Consider the following 17332-nt stretch of genomic DNA (forward strand, 5'->3'; position numbering starts at 1 on the left):
TCCTAATTTCTGCGTTACTTTAGTCATAGAGCCTGTCTTTGCGACATATCATTTTGGAGAAGCACTTTCAGAATTAAAGTGTTGACTATTGTTGGCCGAAATGAGGGGTTTATTCATGGCAAAGTCAAAACGTGGACATGCACTTTGGAATTTACCATCTAGGGGCAGGGGGACTTGCCCAATCTGTCAGAACACCCGTATTAAGCTGCTTTATCCCAAGAAAAAAACGGATGGAGCAGTCGTTAAGGTCTGTAAACGCTGTGACAAGGCTCCGCAGACGAAAGTGGATGCCGTGTTGATTTAAAAAGAGGCTGTCTCAAAAGTGGATTTTTCTACGTATGAGGCAGCCCTTCTCATGAATAAAACAAAGAAGCGCTTCTCTAATAAGAGAGGCGCTTCTTTTAAATTCTACGGAGATTTAGTACATGTATGATTATTTCGTTATCCGATTAATGACCTGTTCGCGTCTAGGACCCACGGAAATCGTAGTAATACGCGTGCCAATAGAGGTTTCAATAAAATCAATGTAAAGCTTAGCTTGTTCTGGCAGATCTTCGAAGTCGGTGATCTGAGAGATATCGCTGTTCCAGCCAGATAAATGCGTGAATATCGGTTTTGCAGAGTTCAGTTTATTCGTAGCCGGGAACTTGTCGGTGATCTCTCCATTTTCAAGCTCATAAGCCACACAAACCGGAATCTCATCCAAATAACCAAGCACGTCAAGATTAGTCAACACGACTTCAGTGGCACCCTGCATTTGGCAACCGTAACGAGTAGCTACAGCATCAAACCAGCCCATACGTCTAGGACGGCCAGTCGTAGCCCCGAATTCCCCGGCATCGCCACCTCTTGTACGAAGTTCATCCGCTACGGGCCCTTCTAATTCCGTAACAAAAGGTCCAGCGCCGACACAACTGGAATAGGCCTTGGTTACAGCGATGACATTCGTGATAGCTGCTGCAGGAAGACCTGCACCAACAGGTGCAAACCCGGCAAGTGTTGAAGAGGAGGTGGAGTAAGGATAAATACCGTGATCAGGATCACGCAGAGCCCCAAGCTGACCTTCAAGTAAAATAGTCTCTCCCTTGGCATAAGCCTCTTGCAGTAGGTCTGTTGTATTGGCTACATAAGGCGCTAGCTGTGCAGCTTCTTCTTGCAGCTGAACCATTAATTCCGAGATTTGGACAGGCGCTTTCTTATATAAATGCTCAAGTAATATATTTTTGGAAGCGAGTAATTGTTCAAGACGTTTCTCAAGTCGGGCAGGATCAAATAAATCCGCTACCTGTATGCCTAGCTTTGCATATTTATCTGCGTAAAATGGTGCGATTCCTCGTTTTGTTGAACCGAATCCTTGAGATCCCAGACGTTCCTCTTCTAGTTCATCAAACAAACGATGGATTGGAAGCACGATTTGCGCCCGTTCGGATACGAATAATCTAGGTTTTGGCACGCCTCTATCCGTTAAAGCTTTCAGTTCTTTTATTAATACTTCTGTATCAAGTGCTGTTCCGGGTCCAATAATGTTTGTAACGGAAGGATAAAATACCCCAGATGGCAGCATATGCAATGAAAATTTTCCATATTGGTTTATGATGGTATGCCCAGCATTACTACCACCTTGAAAACGAACGACAAAGGAAGATTGTGCAGCTAGCACATCCGTCATTTTTCCTTTTCCTTCGTCGCCCCAGTTTGCTCCTACAATTGCAATTACGGTCACGCGTTTTCGCCTCCCAAGCTTGTTTTTGGCTACAGGACTAAGTATAATGCTAGTTAAATCATTAGAAAAATTGATATAAGTTATATCTATTATAAGGTGGAGTAATGACGTGGGGATGGACATTAATTTGGAGTGGTATCGCTCTTTTTATTGGGTAGCGAATACAGGGAGCTTAACTGCTGCGGCAGAACGACTCAATATTACACAACCGGCAGTAAGTCACACGATTAAACAATTGGAAGAGAAAATGGGCGGCCCGTTATTTTTTCGCACTTCTCGCGGGGTCGATCTAACAACAGAAGGAAAAGTACTGCTTAGCTTTATTGAGCAAGCCTTTCATCATGTAGACATGGGCGAAAGAGCGATCGCAGATATGAACAATCTGAACAGCGGCGAGATTCATATCGGAGCAAGTGACACCTTATGCAAATATTATCTGTTGCCTTTTTTGGAGCAATTTCATGAACAATTTCCCAATATCCGCATTCATATTACGAATCGAACGACACCAGAAACACTTACGCTTTTAAAAGAAGGAAAAATTGATTTTGGTATCGTCAGCTTGCCGACATCTGATAAACAGATTGATTTTCGCAAAAGTACTCAGCTCCAAGATTGCCTGGTAGGGGGCAAAGGTTTTCGTCATCTGGCGGACAAGACCATGCCGCTTGCAGACATTCAGCAGTATCCGTTGTTATGCTTAGAAGCGGGTGGGAGCACCAGAAAGTATATGGATCAGTTTTTAGCATCTAATCATCTGACGATTACACCTGAATTTGAACTGGGTAGTGTGGATTTGCTGGTTCAGTTTGCGAAGCGTGGTTTTGGCCTTGCTTTTGTTATTCGTGATTACGTAACCGAAGAATTGAAGAAAGGTGAGCTTGTCGAGATTCCTCTGGACCCACCTTTGCCAGAACGTAACATAGGAATTGCTACCCTGCGTGGAGTTCCTCTTACAGCTGCTTCAAAGTCTTTTCTAACATTATTAGAGTAGAATCAGGATAAAGAGCTATTTGAGCATACCTAGTGAAGAGGAGGAAAGGTAATGAATTCTTTACTGGCTCGGCTGCGTAAGGGATACGGGAAAAAGCTTCGGGCGCTTCATACCTGGAATGGCTGGCTGGTTGTGTTGCTCACACTCACAGGACTTGTGCTTGTAGGTGGCTTCTGGCGTGGCTTCTTAGGGGAAGGCAGAGTATGGATCAAAGGGCTTCATATCGTGATCGGTGTCGCTTCGATTATTCCGGTTATTTATTATTTGCTGCTGGCAGGGAAACATTGGAAACAATTGAAGGAGCGGCCTTGGCAACGTTTTAATGTAATCGTTGTACTTTCATTGCTGCTAGGCTGGTTCGTTTCAGGAGTGCTACTTTGGCAATTCCGCGTGGTGGGTCCACATGTATCGAACGTTGCTCTGGTCGTCCATGACTTATTGACCTGGATAGGCCTTCCTTATATTATTTATCATTCTTTGACCCGGGTAAAATGGCTTAAAGAACCGAGCCGGCGGGTAGTGAAAAGCGGCATTGAGACAGGTAGCCCTTCGAATCATCGGGAAACCCCGCAGCCGGTTTATACACGTAGAGCTTTCATACGCGGATCGATTGGTGTTGGGCTTGCGGTAACTATAGGTCCATCGTTTATAAAATGGCTCGGCAGTTCAATTGGAAATATCGGGGGCAGCGAAACGATTGAAAAGCTGATCGAAAGTGATCGCAATCAGTTGTTGCCTGCACCCCAGCCACTGGCAGCATCCTCACCCCCTCTCGGAGGAGGGGCGCAAGGTCAATTCCGTGTTTATACAGTCACTCCGATTCCGGAGTTTACGAACAACAATTGGTCTTTTACGATAGATGGGCTTGTGGAGCAGAATTTTAAGTGGAACTGGGAACAGTTCGTAAAGCTGAAGCGGACCGTTCAGGTGAGTGATTTTCACTGTGTGACAGGCTGGTCAGTCTATAAGAATACCTGGGAAGGAATCAAGCTAAAAGATCTTTTGAGTCAGGCCGGTGTGAAGCCCACAGCTAAGACTGTGAAATTCTATTCGGGTGATGGTGTTTACACGGATACGCTCACATTGGATCAAGCCGACATGGATGATGTGCTGGTCGCGGTAATGCATGATGGAAAGCCGATTCCTAGCGATCTCGGCGGTCCTGTACGGTTAATCGTTCCGAAGATGTTCGCATACAAGTCTGTGAAGTGGCTGAACCGGATTGAGCTGATCGAAGGCGATCATACGGGATATTGGGAGCAACGCGGGTATTCAAATGATGCGTGGGTATAAAATAGGGATCGTTAACCTTAATGGGCTTATTGCCTGTTAAGGTTTTTTTGTTGATTAATTCCTTATTTTTTTAACATATAGCAAATGAAGAGACGTAATAACAGAAATTGCTCCATACAATAGAAGTGACTGGATGCAGGAGGTGGTTGTGATGAACGGGGTTAGAGCCATAAAGCTGTTGGGACTTATTCTCGGTGTGGTACTACTGAACATTATCGTGTTGTCACCAGGTTTATTAGGGGTGGAAATCGGAGGAACCAGTGTATTTGAAACCGCTTTGGGTGTGACATTGTTGTTTGTTAGTCTACTTGTTGTTCTTTATGGAAGTTATATTTTATTGTTTAAACCTTCATCTATCCCTGCTGTGAAAACACTGAAATCTTATGAGGATTATATAGCTGCGCTTACTCAATACAAAAATGTCAAAGTGCTGAAAAAAGACATTGCGCTTGCTCTAGATCAGATATCCCGGATGGAAAAAAAGAGAAGTACCTTGTTAGATGTTTTAGGTCAGAGATTCGAATCCACTGAACTTAGCTTCAAAAAATTTAATGCAGTCAGTTATGAAGTAGCGAAGCTTTTTTACCTGAACATTCGAGGGATTCTGAATAAACTCAGTGTATTTGATGCCTCAGAGTTCACCCTTTTCTCCAGCCAGCATAGACCTTCGCAGTTCTCTGATAAATTGGTGCAAAAAAAGACAGCTTTGTACAATGAGTATTTGGCCTACGTAACGGGGTATCTTGGGGCAAATGAAGAGATTCTGCTGAAGCTGGATAAGCTCCTGCTGGAAATATCGTTACTTGACAGTACAGATTATACAGATGTTGAAGAGATGCCTTGTATGAAGGAAATTGATGAGCTGATCAAGCAGACGAAATTTTATAAGCAATGAAGGGGAGATGTGTATGGCTAATAAAGGAAAAACAGTAGCAGTTTTAGGAACCATTACGGTGGTAGTTTTTGCTCTCGTGTATTTTGGAATCACCTTAACCTCTAATATAGGAAAAACCAAAACCCAGATTTCATCCGAAGATGCGGGGAAGCAGCTTGAGAAGCTATACAAGAACATAAACGTGACAACTGCTGAGCAAATCAAAGGCCAGATTGACCTGGATCCTGTTGCGATTGGGGATTCATTACCAGATATCTCAAAGTTTCCTGTATCCGTAGACAATACAACAGATAGCTTTGTAGAGATATTCTCTTCTACAGAGAAATCAGGAACGGGTAATGATGGTTGGTTAAATGAAGTTGCTACAGATTTTAACAACTCTAATATTGAGGTGAACGGGAGTCACGTATCTGTGAAAATCCGTAATATTGCTTCAGGTACAGCGACAGATTACATAAGATCTGGGAAGTATGTGCCAGATGCCTTTACCCCTTCAAATGAGTTGTGGGGCGAAATGGTAAAAGCAAACGGGATGAACATTCAGGTGATCACTAAACGCCTTGTAGGTAATGTAGCTGGTATTGTTACCAGTAAGGCGAAATATGATGAATTAATAGAGAAATACGGTTCTTTAAACGTTAAGACGGTTACTGACGCCATAGCAAATAATGAATTATCAATGGGCTATACTGACCCTTTTGCCAGTTCTACGGGTTTAAACTTTCTGGTAACAGCGCTTGGGACATTTGGCGGTTCAGACTTACTTGGTGAGCAAGCGGTGCAGGGCTTTGAGAAATTCCAAGCAAATGTTCCCTTTATCGCCTCAACCACTTTACAGATGCGAGAGGCTGCAAAAACCGGTAAGCTTGATGCTTTTGTCTTAGAATACCAGATCTTTGTGAATGCAACAGATTTGAAAGGGGGGTATGTATTCACTCCTTTTGGTGTAAGACATGACAGCCCGCTTTATGCTTTGGGTGATCTTCCTCAGGAAAAACTCGATATTATTAAGAAGTTTGCTGAGTTTGTTGAACAGGAAAAATACCAGGAGCTGGGTGAGAAAAAAGGTTTCAATGGTCTTAATGAGTACCAATCAGAGCTTAGTACAGTGGATGGCAGTCTTATATCCTCAGCTCAAAAGCTGTGGAAAGAGAAGAAAAATGGCAATAAACCTATCGCCGCAGTATTTGTGGCAGATGTCTCAGGAAGTATGAACGGGGAACCCTTGAACCGCTTGAAGCAATCTTTATTAACAGGCCAGAAGTACTTGGGCAAGGATAACAGCATTGGTTTTGTCTCTTACTCTGATAACGTTACAATCAATCTTCCAATTGGAAAATATGACACGAACCAGCAGTCCATGTTTGTTGGTGCGATTGACAGTCTACAAGCAAATGGGGGGACGGCTACTTTTGACGGGATTGCGGTAGCCATCCATATGCTTCAAACGGAATTACAGCTAAATCCGGATTTGAAGCCGTTGATCTTTGTATTAAGTGATGGGGAGACCAATGAAGGGCATTCCTTGAATGACATCAGAGGTCTTATTGAGACCTACAAAATCCCGATTTATACGATTGGCTACAATGCGAATATCAAGGCACTTGAGAGTATTTCGAGTATAAATGAAGCGGCCAACATCAATGCAGATACAGATGATGTAGTCTATAAAATCGGCAACCTGCTCAATGTTCAAATGTAAGCTATTTTTTATAGGAGGGGTTCTATGTCGTTTACTATGGAAGTCGTAAGTCAGGAAAAGCTGAAATCAGTAATTGAGGAGCAGGTTAAACCTGAGCCTGAGGAAGTATCACAACTGAAAGCACTGGCAGTAAACAATGTCTCAGCCATTCTGGATCTGAATTTAGAGTCACTGGATAAGCGGAAAGCGGTGTTGCAATCCATTGATAGCTTCGGTATGGAAACGATGAGATCCTCTTCGGACAAAAATTCTCTGTTGCAGGTTTCAGTGGGGAATTTATCAAAGACAGGGGATGAAGGCGGCCAAGTAGCGAAAGGTTTGACGGAGCTTAATCTCCAGCTGAAGGATTTGGATCCCAGTGCAGTAGATTTTGCCAAGACGGGTTTTCTTGGGAAGTTCTTTAATCCATTACGTAGTTATTTTGCTAAATATCAAAAGGCGGATGCTGTCATTTCAGATATTATAATTTCTTTAGACAAGGGTAAGACTGTTTTGAAGAACGACAATACTACGCTGGAATTCGAGCAACAGTCCCTTCGGGAACTCACAAAAAAGCTACAAAAAGAAATTCAGCTCGGCATGCTGATGGATCAGGAAATAGAGACGCAACTGGAAGCGGCTAAGCTGCGTGATGAGGATGAGGAGAAAGTTCGGTTCATTACAGAAGAAGTGCTTTTTCCGCTGCGGCAGCGTGTCATGGATTTGCAACAGATGCTTGTAGTGAATCAACAAGGAATTATGGCCATAGAAGTGGTTATTCGAAATAATAAAGAGCTGATCAGAGGGGTGGACAGAGCTAGAAATGTTACCGTGTCTGCCTTGAAAATATCGGTTACGGTAGCTAGTGCGCTGTATAATCAACGAATTGTTTTGAAAAAGATCGAACTTTTAAATCAAACCACCGATAGCCTGATCAGCGGTACCTCAAAAATGTTGAAAAACCAAGGGGCGGAAATCCATAAACAGTCGTTAGAATCAAGTATTTCAGTGGATACATTAAAGCAAGCTTTTACAGATGTGCTATCTGCTCTCGATTCCATCAGTACTTATAAGCAGGAAGCTCTCCCCAAAATGCGTGAAACCATTAATCAGTTCAGAGAGCTGGCAGATAATGGCGAACAGCAGATTGTACGGCTGGAAAAGGGAAATAAGTTGGAGCTGTAGCCTAGAAAAATCATAAATCTGGTTAATTATGCGCCTTGAAGCTGCAAATCCTAGCCTTTAGTCTGGTATGACTCCAGCCCCAAGACTGTTTTGAGCCTTCTTTTTCCCACGTATAATGAGATTAATTGAAAAACGTGAGAGGAAGGACAATAGAAATGAATGATAAGTTATACACTATGCCGATGGGAGCTCTTGATTCCATGCATATTCCAGCAGAATCACAACCCCAATCTAAAACGCGCAAACGTGGAGCAAGTCCATAGACATATCGGAGTATTTTATACTTCTTAATCTCTTTGCCGCTTACGATTGTATATTTCGTGTTTATGGTGACAGGGCTGACGTTATCCATTGCGTTAACCCCAATATTCATCGGAATTCCTTTGTTTTTTGCAGTAGCTAAGGGATTGGATTACATCGTACAATTTGAGCAAGAGCTGGTCAGATCATTGTTAGATATTCCTAGACCTATTGAAGAGGCCAGATCGGATATGCAGCTGGAGGGAGCGGGCTTTCTGCAACGAATGAAGTTAGGTTTTCATGGAGCGAAGTTTGCCCGTAACGTCATGCTGATTATGGGTCGATTCGTATCCAGCATTATATTCTTTTCAATAACAGTAACTGTAGTAGCGGCTGCACTGGGCCTGATTACACTACCTGTGCTGCACCAGATTTTCTTGCAAACCATGGATTTGAACATCTTAGAGAATAGTGTGTTTGCTTTGTTCCAGATCGACTGGACATTATCCCAACAATATATCTCCTATGTAGTAGCTGGATTTGTTGTTGCCTTGTTAGCAAGTTGGGTGATTCGTATGCTTATGGATGTGCAACGTAGAATGCTGTTCGTATCCTACGAGGAAGGACAACAGTACTAATTGGAAAGAAGAGATTGTCTCAAAACAACCCTTTCTGAATCTGAATAAAACACCAGACAACGATCCTTCAGTTCGTGGAGAATCCTTGTCTGGTGTTTTTGGTCTGCGGGAAGGTTTGTTTTTGCAAATGATGAGCTAGTGGAAGCTGACTGATTGCTTCTTTGATTTTTTTGGTGTCGGATGTTGGTGTGATGTTGAAGGAATCTGCGAAATAGCTGTACTTTGTGCAGTTATTTCGAGTGCTAAAAGAATAATCCTGACTTTAACTGCACTTGATACAACTAAAAACTAGAGAATCCACTTATAAGGGCGTGATTTCAGAAAATAACTGCACAAAATACACTTATATCCAGTGATCGAGCGCTCTGATGGATTATAGTTGTATGAAATACAATTAAACTTGAGCGCTTTTACACATTGCCCCAACTTGTGAAAAAATGTTCATTATCCCATATAAATCCTGTATAATGAGAGTTGTGAAAACGTTTGAACAAAAATCAGGAGGGGTTCTATGCATTCAAATGGATTATTTAGATGGAGCTTTTTGGGGTTTGCAATATTAGTTTTGTTAGCGCTTTCGGGATGTTCCAGTTACGAAAATGTAAATGAAAAAGTTGCTACATCACCAACCCCCAATCCAACGATAAGCAATACTTCTAAAGCATCGGAGAACCCAACCAATAAGGTGGTAGCAAAGGGTACTGTGCACATAGAAAATATAGGTGAGCGGAGAATATTTGTTTATTTACCTGCAGGGTATGAAGCTGACAGCGAGCGTTATCCTGTTGTGTATATGCACGATGGGCAGAATGTTTTTAACACAAATACCAGCTCTTTAGGCAAAGAATGGAGAGTTGAGGAGATCATTGATCAGCTTGTTGCTGATGGAACCATGGAGAAGGTTATCGTGATAGGAGTCGCTTCAAGTGATGGATCAGAACGGGGAATGGAGTATGTTCCATTTCCGGATCAGTCTATTCCTTCGGATGGAGCGAGTGCAGCCGAATTTACCCAATATTTTATCAATACAGTTATTCCCTATGTGGATGGTGCTTACCGGACCATTCCCGATCGGGATCACCGGATGATTATGGGATCGTCATTCGGTGCTGTTCAGGCATTATGGATGGGATATCAACATCCTGAGACTTTTTCGTCGATAGGAGCTTTATCCCCTGCTACTTGGGTAGGCAATGGGCGCATGTTGGAGGAGTTGGCGAAAGAGTCCGGGAAGCCTGCCTTAAAGATTTGGCTCGACATGGGCGTAACCGAAGGAATGCCAATTGATCCGCTTGTGACTGTACTAAAGTCGAAGGGATTTGTATTAGGGAAGGACCTATTCTTTCAGATGGACCCTTTGGGTACACATGAAGAGAAGTCATGGAATAGACGTGTACATAGTCCATTGATTATGTTCGCCGGGAAAGAGGCTGAACAAACGACCAAGCATGAAGTAAGCGACTATCTGACATTAATCGGACCAGAAGCTATCGATGTGCGTCTTAATTTACTAGTTACTATGGATAATGGGATGGATTATACAATCCTTGACGGAGTTGAATATCAAGTGTTGAATCCTGAAGTAGGTCAGGTAGACAATGCAGGTAACGTGAGCTTCCTGAAGCCGGAATCCTTGAAAGTAAATGTTTCATTTCAAGGTGTTACTGAAGAACATTTGGTTAACTATGAGCATTATGTAAAGGTATTTAAAGTTTATGTGAAATCTCTTGATGTTGACGAGCATGGGGAGGAGTTCTCCATTAACCTGAAGCCCTCTGCTCGGAAATTAAATTCAACTCCTGAGTATATCTCAGCGCTAGTGAGTGCTGCTGAAAAAATTGGTATATATACAATTAAGGAGATTCAGGAGGATTCCATAAGTATAATCTTTAATACGAAGTAGTCATTGGAGTTCATAATCAAATGAGGTTATGCGCCTTACTTGGAATTACTGTGAGCGTAACTAAGGGAAAATGATCCCCTGGCTGATAACCAGGAATTAATCCCTGATACTTTAAACTAAAAGAAGCTGAGTCAATAAGTAGCGTTTCCTACCTATTGACTCAGCGTTTTTTATCGCAAAATATATCCCCCGTCCGGAAATAAAGTACTTCCTGTTGTATAGTTATTGGTCATCAAATAAATCGTTGTATGTGCTGCTTCGTCGGCATGGCCAACCCTGCCAAGGAGATTGATATTCGTATATTCGTCGTAAGCCTTGTCTCTAGTTTCCTGTTCTGCACCTTCCCAATTAAAGTTGGTATGAATGGTTCCGGGGGAGATGACATTTACCCGAATCGGTGCCAATTCTACTGCTAATGCTTTTCCCAGACTTTCAATCGCGCCGTTACAAGCTGCATAGGAGGCACCGTCTGCAAGTGGACGTTGGCTGAATGCGCCGGACATAAGAACAATGGAGCCTGTAGGGTTGATAAAAGGGATGGAATGCTTTACAGCATTATATTGCGGCCAGAACTTTGCATTAAAGCAACTGTGTGCAATCTCCAAGCTAGAAGTAATGGGTCCTCTAACATAGGAGGCTCCCGGAGTGAACAAATGGTCAAATGCGCCGATTTTTTCAAAGAAAGCTTTCAAGTTCTGTTCATTTTGATTATCTAGTGAATGAATTTCAACAGAATCGAATCCTAGAAGCATTTGAGCTTTCTCTAATTTATCTTGTGAACGCCCAGCGATTATGACAGCTGCGCCTTGTTCAACCGCTTGTTTGGCAGTCGCTAGCCCTATTCCGGAGCTTCCTCCGATAATGACGATGCGCTGGTTTTTTAATGAAATAGTGGACATATTTATCTTCTCCGTTCATAGTTAATTGGACTTATTAAGATCTGTTTTTTATTATTAGCTATAAAATATAACCTGCACAGTACGCACTTTTTTCGTACTAGGTACGATTTTTCGTACTAGCTGGTTCGAACATATAGTTATATAACTATCGAAAGAGGGGATCACATGGATTTGCTGGAGCCGAGATTGACTGGGGTTCTTACAACACTTGAAAAGATCGGTGGAAAGTGGAAGCCGCTCATTTTATTTATTTTATTGATAGATGGCACAAAACGATTTGGTGAACTTAGACGGATCATCCCTGATGTCTCCCAAGGTACGTTAGCTAAACAATTACGGGAGCTTGAAGAGGATCAGCTTATCGACCGGGTGAGTTATCATGAGCTTCCTTTGAGGGTGGAATATAGTATTTCAGAACATGGCAAATCGCTAATTACAGTGTTGGATAGCATGTGTGGCTGGGGTAGGATGCATAAAGAATATTTGAATAATACAAAGAAGTAGAGGGGGTACATTATTATTCATACTATTTTGCAGGAACCAACGGGTCAGACCTACAAGACGCTGGTACAGGTAGCTATGGAAGTATGTGATGAATTTATTCTAGTAAAACGTGATCAGATGGAGTTGGAGCCAGAAGGATTTAAACTGCTTGAACAGCTACAACCTTTTCTCAAAAAGGTCATAAAAGATGACTATTGGCCGGGGACTCGGCTTATGGGGCATTATGCAGATGTTTATTTTTTTCATTGTTCACCTGAAGCGGTCAATATTCTTTTATCCTGTTCCACCAGCTTGTACTCGTGGGTACAGACCAGGCTGCCTGATGATCTTTGTTTTCTAAAGCAGGGACAACCGTGGCTAATCAATACAGCCCATGAGAGAGAAAGCAATTTGATCACTGATGTGGATGAGGAACTTAATAGACTAGAGGAGTGCGGATTGTTGTTCCGTGACTTATCTGAGTTTTATAACGCTGATTAAAAAAACGGACTCATATTTATAGTGTAGAAGAACCCGCATTTGGTGCGGGTTCTTCTGCGTGTTCACTAATAATTCAACGCAACTGTTAAATTACAAGGTTTCATATAATCAAAGAAAAGTATTGATAATTATTCTCATATGATTTAATATGATAACGATTCTCATTATCATTACTTTAATTTGAAGAATGATAAATAAAATATAGATGGGGAGATTGAATATGAATCAGAAAAAATATTTATTAGCAGGGGTATCAGCAGTTTTAGCTTTGAGTTTGGCAGCTTGCGGTAACAATGAAAAGGATAAGACAGCTTCAGAAAAAAGCACAAATAATGCTGCAGTAGCAGCAGAAGGAACTGCAAATAACAAAGGAAATGCGGCTCAGGAGGCCGTTGCCACTGAACAAACCGTTACATATTTGGGCAAGGATTATGTCGTGCCTGCAGAGATTAATAATATTGTAGCAGCAAGTCTCGAATCTATGGAAGATGCTGCCATACTGGGAGTGAAACCTGTAGGTGTACTTGCAATAGCTGATGCCATTCCAGGTTATCTGTCAACAGAGCTAGCGGGTGCATCGTTAGTGGGGGATAAATTTGCTCCAAGTAATGAAGCGATTCTGCAACTGGATCCAGATGTTATCTTAGGGTCTTCCAAGTTTGGGGAAGATGTGGCTGGCGCACTTAATAAAATTCAAACGATGATTCCTTATTCACATATTTCAACAAACTGGAAAGATAATTTGCTCTTATTAGGCCAATTATCCGGTAAGACCACAGATGCAGAAAAAATTATTAGTGATTATGAATCCAAAGCTGCGGGTGCAAAGGCTGAAATTGGAGAAAAGCTGAAAGATCAATCCATTCTAGTCATTCGTATTCGTCAAGGCAGTATGTGTGTGTATCCTGCTGGCGTTTATTTGAATCCGGTTATTTATGAAGATCTGGGTGCTGCCATTCCTGAGGTGATCTCCTCTACAGAGGCACAAGCAGAGCTTTCATTAGAAGCTTTGGCGGATATTAATCCGGACTATATTTTCTTGCAGTTTGAGACTAGCGAGAATACTGATAATGCAACAGCACTTGATGATTTGCTCAAGAATCCGATCTTCAAAAGCGTTACTGCTGTCAAAAATAATCATGTGTTTGTAAATGCAATTGATCCGTTGGCACAAGGTGGAACGGCTTGGTCTAAAGTAAGATTCCTGGATGCAGCAATTGAAAACTTGTTGAAGTAAAACCGAAGGTGCGATGAATAAGATGAATACAAAAAATTGGAAAGTTATTTTGATCCTATCAACTTCTCCATTATTCATCGTATTAGCAATTGTTGTATCCGTCTTATATGGTGTTAAAGATATTGGAATATTGACAATATGGCAGGCGATTACACACTTCGATGCTAATAATGTGGACCACAACATTATTATGACATCTAGATTTCCGCGTGTAATCGCCGCTTTATTAGTTGGAGCGGCTTTGGCTGTTTCAGGGGCGTTAATGCAGGGGGTTACACGTAACTATCTTGCATCACCCTCGATTATGGGAGTAAATGACGGATCGGCATTTGTTATTACGTTGGCTATGGTGTTTTATCCGGGATTATCAAATGTTCAGATGATTATTTTATCCATGGTGGGTTCAGCGATCGGAGCGGGTTTGGTTTTCGGATTTGGTTCATTGGTTAAAAACGGCTTATCTCCAGTCAGGTTAGCCATTATTGGAACTGTAATTGGTACCTTTTTAAGTAGTATCGCGTCAGCAGTAGCGATGTTTTTTCAAGTCTCACAAAATGTTAGCGTTTGGTATAGCTCGAAAATACATACCGTTAATCCAGATATGCTAATATTATCAGTTCCTTTTATTATCGTTGGACTGCTCTTGGCGGTTAGTATTTCTAAGTCAGTAATGGTTGCTTCCCTGGGGGATGAAACGGCGATTAGTTTGGGTCAACGAACAAAATGGGTGAAAATTGTCAGTATTATATCTGTTATATGTCTGACCGGGACAGCAGTAGCTTTAGTCGGCAAGATAGCCTTTGTGGGTCTAATCATTCCTCATATTACACGTTTTATCGTAGGTATAGACTATCGCTTTATCATTCCTTGCTCAGCAGTGATTGGAGCTGTTTTTTTAGCGTTTTGCGATGTCTTAAGCCGTTATATTAACTTTCCGTTTGAGACGCCGATAGGTGTTGTAACAGCCTTTATTGGCATCCCGTTCTTCCTTTATTTAATTCGGGTTAAAGGGGGAGAACAGCGTGGATAGAAGTAAAATACAGTTTAGCCGCTATATGCTGACATTATTAGTTTTTATCCTGTTAACCCTTGTGGCGGGGTATTTTCATCTTACGAATGGCGTGTTTGATATGTCTGTAATGGATGTGATAAAAACACTGCTGCGAATAGATCCTAATGCTAAATTTGACCTGGTTATTTTTCAGTTTCGGTTACCACGGATCATTATTGCGTCATTAGTAGGAATAGGTCTGGGGATGGCGGGAACAGTCATTCAAGGGATTACCCGTAACGGGCTGGCTGATCCAGGTATCCTTGGGATTAATGCAGGCGCAGGAGCTGCCATCGTTGCGTTTATGTTTTTCTTTCAGATGTCGGGAGTTACTTTTTTCAAAGAAAGCTGGTTCTCGATACTAGCCATGCCGCTGTTTGGTTTTGTAGGTGGGCTTGCCGCAGTTGTGATTATCTTTATTTTCTCATGGCGGAATGGTGCACTCGATATGCAACGCTTGATTTTGACAGGGATCGCGATTAGCAGTGGTTTTGGTGCGTTGTCGTTGTATATTTCTCTGAAAATGAATGCAAGTGATTATGAGATGGCTGCGGTTTGGAGTGTCGGAAGTATTTACAGCGCGAACTGGACTTATATCATTATGATCGCACCTTGGGTGCTTATTTTAGGATTTGTAATGTATCGTAAAAGCTATTTACTCAATTATTTTCAATTGGAGGATTCCAGTACAAAGAGTTTAGGGATCTCCGTAGAAAAAGAAAAGCTGATCTTTCTGTTATGCAGTGTGGGGATTGTAAGTGTTTGTGTATCTGTATCCGGTTCTATAAGTTTTATAGGCTTGATGGCGCCTCATATCGCCAGAAGATTAGTAGGGATTAATCACCGCTATATTATGTTATCCAGTGCAGTGATTGGGATGTTTTTGCTGGTGATCTCGGATTATTTTGCCAAAACAATATTTCAGCCGGCAGAGTTACCCGTGGGTATGGTCGTTTCGATTATTGGTATTCCTTATTTCTTATATTTATTAGCAAAGTCAAGAGTGTAAGGGAGAGTGTACAGATAAAATGTCAACACAAGTAGAGCTCGAACACACAGAATCATGGAAACTAGAATCACAGAATATGGGTTACACGTACGATATAAAGGTTTCTCTTCCCAGAGAAGCAGCACCAGAAAAGGGCCTTCCCGTGTATTACATGCTCGATGGTAATTCATATTTTCAATTGGGTCGGGATGTTGTGAAATTGCAGTCAAGAAATGCCCCAAAAACTTTTATTGCACCAGCAATTGTGATTGGTATTGGACATTATGGTTCAGATGAAGAGGTCTCTAAAAGAAGATTTTATGATTTCACACCTCCTGCGAAGCAGTATGTATATCCGGATCGATTGAAAAATGCTGACATTGGACCACATGGTGGGGCTGAGAAGTTTTTGGCTTTTTTAGAATTAGAGTTAATGCCAGCAATTAACAAGAAATATAATGTGGATCAGCATAAACAAGCCTTGTTTGGTCACTCCCTCAGCGGTTTATTTATCCTCTGGACGCTATTCACTCGTGCGAAGCTATTCCAGTATTATTTGGCCTCTAGTCCATCCATTTGGTGGAATGATCATGAAATCCTGACGTATGCGGAGCGGTTCTATAACAATGGTCAAGTGAAGATGACCGATAAACAAAAGTTATTGATTACCGTAGGGAGTGAAGAGTCGTTTATGGTCGATGACGCAGCAGGTTTATTTTCAAAATTGAACGAGTATGCTTTGCCTAATTTAGAGGTTGAGCACTATGTCGCACCCAATGAAAATCACGCTTCTGTAGTACCAACGATTATGAGTAGAGCGTTTCGAGTACTGAACTGTTAAGGAGTGGGGATATGACGCAAATGAGGGCAGGCGAGCTTGTGCTTTTTGAACATATGGATCGTCAGATTACCGTATATTTACCGAAAGAATATCATCTAATTCCGGAGCGGATATTCCCAGCGGTTTTCTTACAGGATGGAGATTTTTTGTTCAAAGAGGCGATTACAGCTATAGAGAAAGATGTGGAAGAGGGAGTAACAGAGCCGGTTATTTTTATAGGGATTGATTCTCAGCTGCGGAATGATGAATATACCCCTTGGGAAATGCCTGCTCTTTTTAAGGATTGGTCCTTTGGGGGCAAGGGCGATAATTATTTGAATTATGTCTATCAGGATCTTGTACCCTATATCAAAAGCTCCTATCGCATCTCCAACGAGCCGGAGAAATTAGCTTTGGGTGGTGTTTCACTAGGTGGATTAATAAGTCTGTACGCGATGTACAAGACTGAAGCTATTGTTGGGAATTATATATTCATATCTGCGTCTGTATGGTTTAAAGATTTCATTCATTTCATGGAGACTTCAAGACTAGATAGGGAATGCAGAATTTATATGTATGTTGGTGAGCAGGAAGGGATCCACAAGACAAATGCCCAGAAGGACATGGTACCTAACAGCAAACGTGCTTATGATATTTTAAAAGAGAAGATTGATGGAGCGGATCAGCGTGTGAAGTTTGAGACGGATCCGCTGGGCACGCATAATGACACGTTTTTCCTGCAATATTTTCCGAAAAGTATCAGGTTCTTATTTCCTGCAAAATAAACATAATAGGACGATC

At 41.8% G+C, this 17332-nt stretch carries 17 protein-coding genes; 15 read left to right on the forward strand and 2 right to left on the reverse strand.

Translation table 11 applies throughout. The features are described from left to right. Nucleotides 1-115 precede the first annotated feature (115 nt). Nucleotides 116-304 (forward strand): hypothetical protein, encoded by a 189-nt coding sequence (locus tag MHH60_RS27040; RefSeq protein WP_036686376.1) that lies wholly within the window; start codon nucleotides 116-118, stop codon nucleotides 302-304. A gap of 129 nt (nucleotides 305-433) precedes the next feature. Here MHH60_RS27040 and MHH60_RS27045 read toward each other — a convergent pair whose 3' ends face one another. Further along, a complete protein-coding gene (locus tag MHH60_RS27045) occupies nucleotides 434-1723 on the reverse strand; it encodes an adenylosuccinate synthase (RefSeq protein WP_076135601.1) in 1290 nt (429 codons plus the stop codon). A 115-nt stretch (nucleotides 1724-1838) separates the two neighbouring features. Here MHH60_RS27045 and MHH60_RS27050 point away from each other — a divergent pair, with 115 nt between their 5' ends. From MHH60_RS27050 to MHH60_RS27080, 7 genes are all read left to right on the forward strand, one after another. Further along, complete coding sequence (locus MHH60_RS27050) at nucleotides 1839-2717, forward strand: LysR family transcriptional regulator (RefSeq protein ID WP_036686616.1); 879 nt, start codon at nucleotides 1839-1841, stop codon at nucleotides 2715-2717. Nucleotides 2718-2768: 51 nt separating this feature from the next. Next, nucleotides 2769-4010 (forward strand): molybdopterin-dependent oxidoreductase, encoded by a 1242-nt coding sequence (locus MHH60_RS27055; RefSeq protein WP_076135603.1) that lies wholly within the window; start codon nucleotides 2769-2771, stop codon nucleotides 4008-4010. 151 nt (nucleotides 4011-4161) lie between these two features. After that, the gene (locus tag MHH60_RS27060; RefSeq protein ID WP_076126022.1) at nucleotides 4162-4905 is read left to right on the forward strand and encodes a hypothetical protein; all 744 of its coding nucleotides are present in this window, start codon (nucleotides 4162-4164) and stop codon (nucleotides 4903-4905) included. 13 nt (nucleotides 4906-4918) lie between these two features. Continuing rightward, nucleotides 4919-6607, forward strand: a complete 1689-nt coding sequence (locus MHH60_RS27065) for a VWA domain-containing protein (protein ID WP_076135605.1) — start codon at nucleotides 4919-4921, stop codon at nucleotides 6605-6607. Between the two features lie 24 nt (nucleotides 6608-6631). Then, nucleotides 6632-7771, forward strand: a complete 1140-nt coding sequence (locus MHH60_RS27070) for a toxic anion resistance protein (RefSeq protein ID WP_076135607.1) — start codon at nucleotides 6632-6634, stop codon at nucleotides 7769-7771. 290 nt (nucleotides 7772-8061) lie between these two features. Further along, nucleotides 8062-8649 (forward strand): sensor domain-containing protein, encoded by a 588-nt coding sequence (locus MHH60_RS27075; RefSeq protein ID WP_256715135.1) that lies wholly within the window; start codon nucleotides 8062-8064, stop codon nucleotides 8647-8649. A gap of 511 nt (nucleotides 8650-9160) precedes the next feature. Next, complete coding sequence (locus tag MHH60_RS27080) at nucleotides 9161-10552, forward strand: alpha/beta hydrolase (protein WP_076135611.1); 1392 nt, start codon at nucleotides 9161-9163, stop codon at nucleotides 10550-10552. A gap of 170 nt (nucleotides 10553-10722) precedes the next feature. On the opposite strand, the gene MHH60_RS27085 is transcribed toward MHH60_RS27080, so the two are convergent. Continuing rightward, entirely contained in the window at nucleotides 10723-11451 is a 729-nt protein-coding gene (locus MHH60_RS27085; protein ID WP_076135613.1) for an SDR family oxidoreductase, read from the reverse strand. A gap of 165 nt (nucleotides 11452-11616) precedes the next feature. Here MHH60_RS27085 and MHH60_RS27090 point away from each other — a divergent pair, with 165 nt between their 5' ends. The 7 genes from MHH60_RS27090 (at nucleotide 11617) to MHH60_RS27120 (ending at nucleotide 17316) form a co-directional block, all read left to right on the forward strand. Further along, nucleotides 11617-11955, forward strand: a complete 339-nt coding sequence (locus MHH60_RS27090; RefSeq protein WP_076135615.1) for a winged helix-turn-helix transcriptional regulator — start codon at nucleotides 11617-11619, stop codon at nucleotides 11953-11955. Nucleotides 11956-11982: 27 nt separating this feature from the next. Beyond that, nucleotides 11983-12435 carry a hypothetical protein gene (locus MHH60_RS27095; RefSeq protein WP_081389007.1) on the forward strand — a complete coding sequence of 151 codons (453 nt, stop codon included), beginning with the start codon at nucleotides 11983-11985 and terminating at the stop codon, nucleotides 12433-12435. 220 nt (nucleotides 12436-12655) lie between these two features. After that, nucleotides 12656-13672, forward strand: coding sequence for an ABC transporter substrate-binding protein (locus MHH60_RS27100; protein ID WP_076135619.1), 1017 nt, complete (start codon nucleotides 12656-12658; stop codon nucleotides 13670-13672). 22 nt (nucleotides 13673-13694) lie between these two features. After that, nucleotides 13695-14702, forward strand: a complete 1008-nt coding sequence (locus MHH60_RS27105) for a FecCD family ABC transporter permease (protein ID WP_370510757.1) — start codon at nucleotides 13695-13697, stop codon at nucleotides 14700-14702. Nucleotides 14703-14727: 25 nt separating this feature from the next. Further along, on the forward strand, nucleotides 14728-15732 hold the full coding sequence (locus MHH60_RS27110; RefSeq protein ID WP_076135772.1) for a FecCD family ABC transporter permease: 1005 nt from the start codon (nucleotides 14728-14730) through the stop codon (nucleotides 15730-15732). 19 nt (nucleotides 15733-15751) lie between these two features. Next, a complete protein-coding gene (locus MHH60_RS27115; protein WP_076135624.1) occupies nucleotides 15752-16552 on the forward strand; it encodes an alpha/beta hydrolase in 801 nt (266 codons plus the stop codon). 11 nt (nucleotides 16553-16563) lie between these two features. Next, on the forward strand, nucleotides 16564-17316 hold the full coding sequence (locus MHH60_RS27120) for an alpha/beta hydrolase (protein WP_081389008.1): 753 nt from the start codon (nucleotides 16564-16566) through the stop codon (nucleotides 17314-17316). Nucleotides 17317-17332 lie beyond the last annotated feature (16 nt).

Source organism: Paenibacillus sp. FSL H7-0716, from assembly GCF_038002705.1.
Classification (GTDB): Bacteria; Bacillota; Bacilli; order Paenibacillales; family Paenibacillaceae; genus Paenibacillus_AQ; species Paenibacillus_AQ odorifer.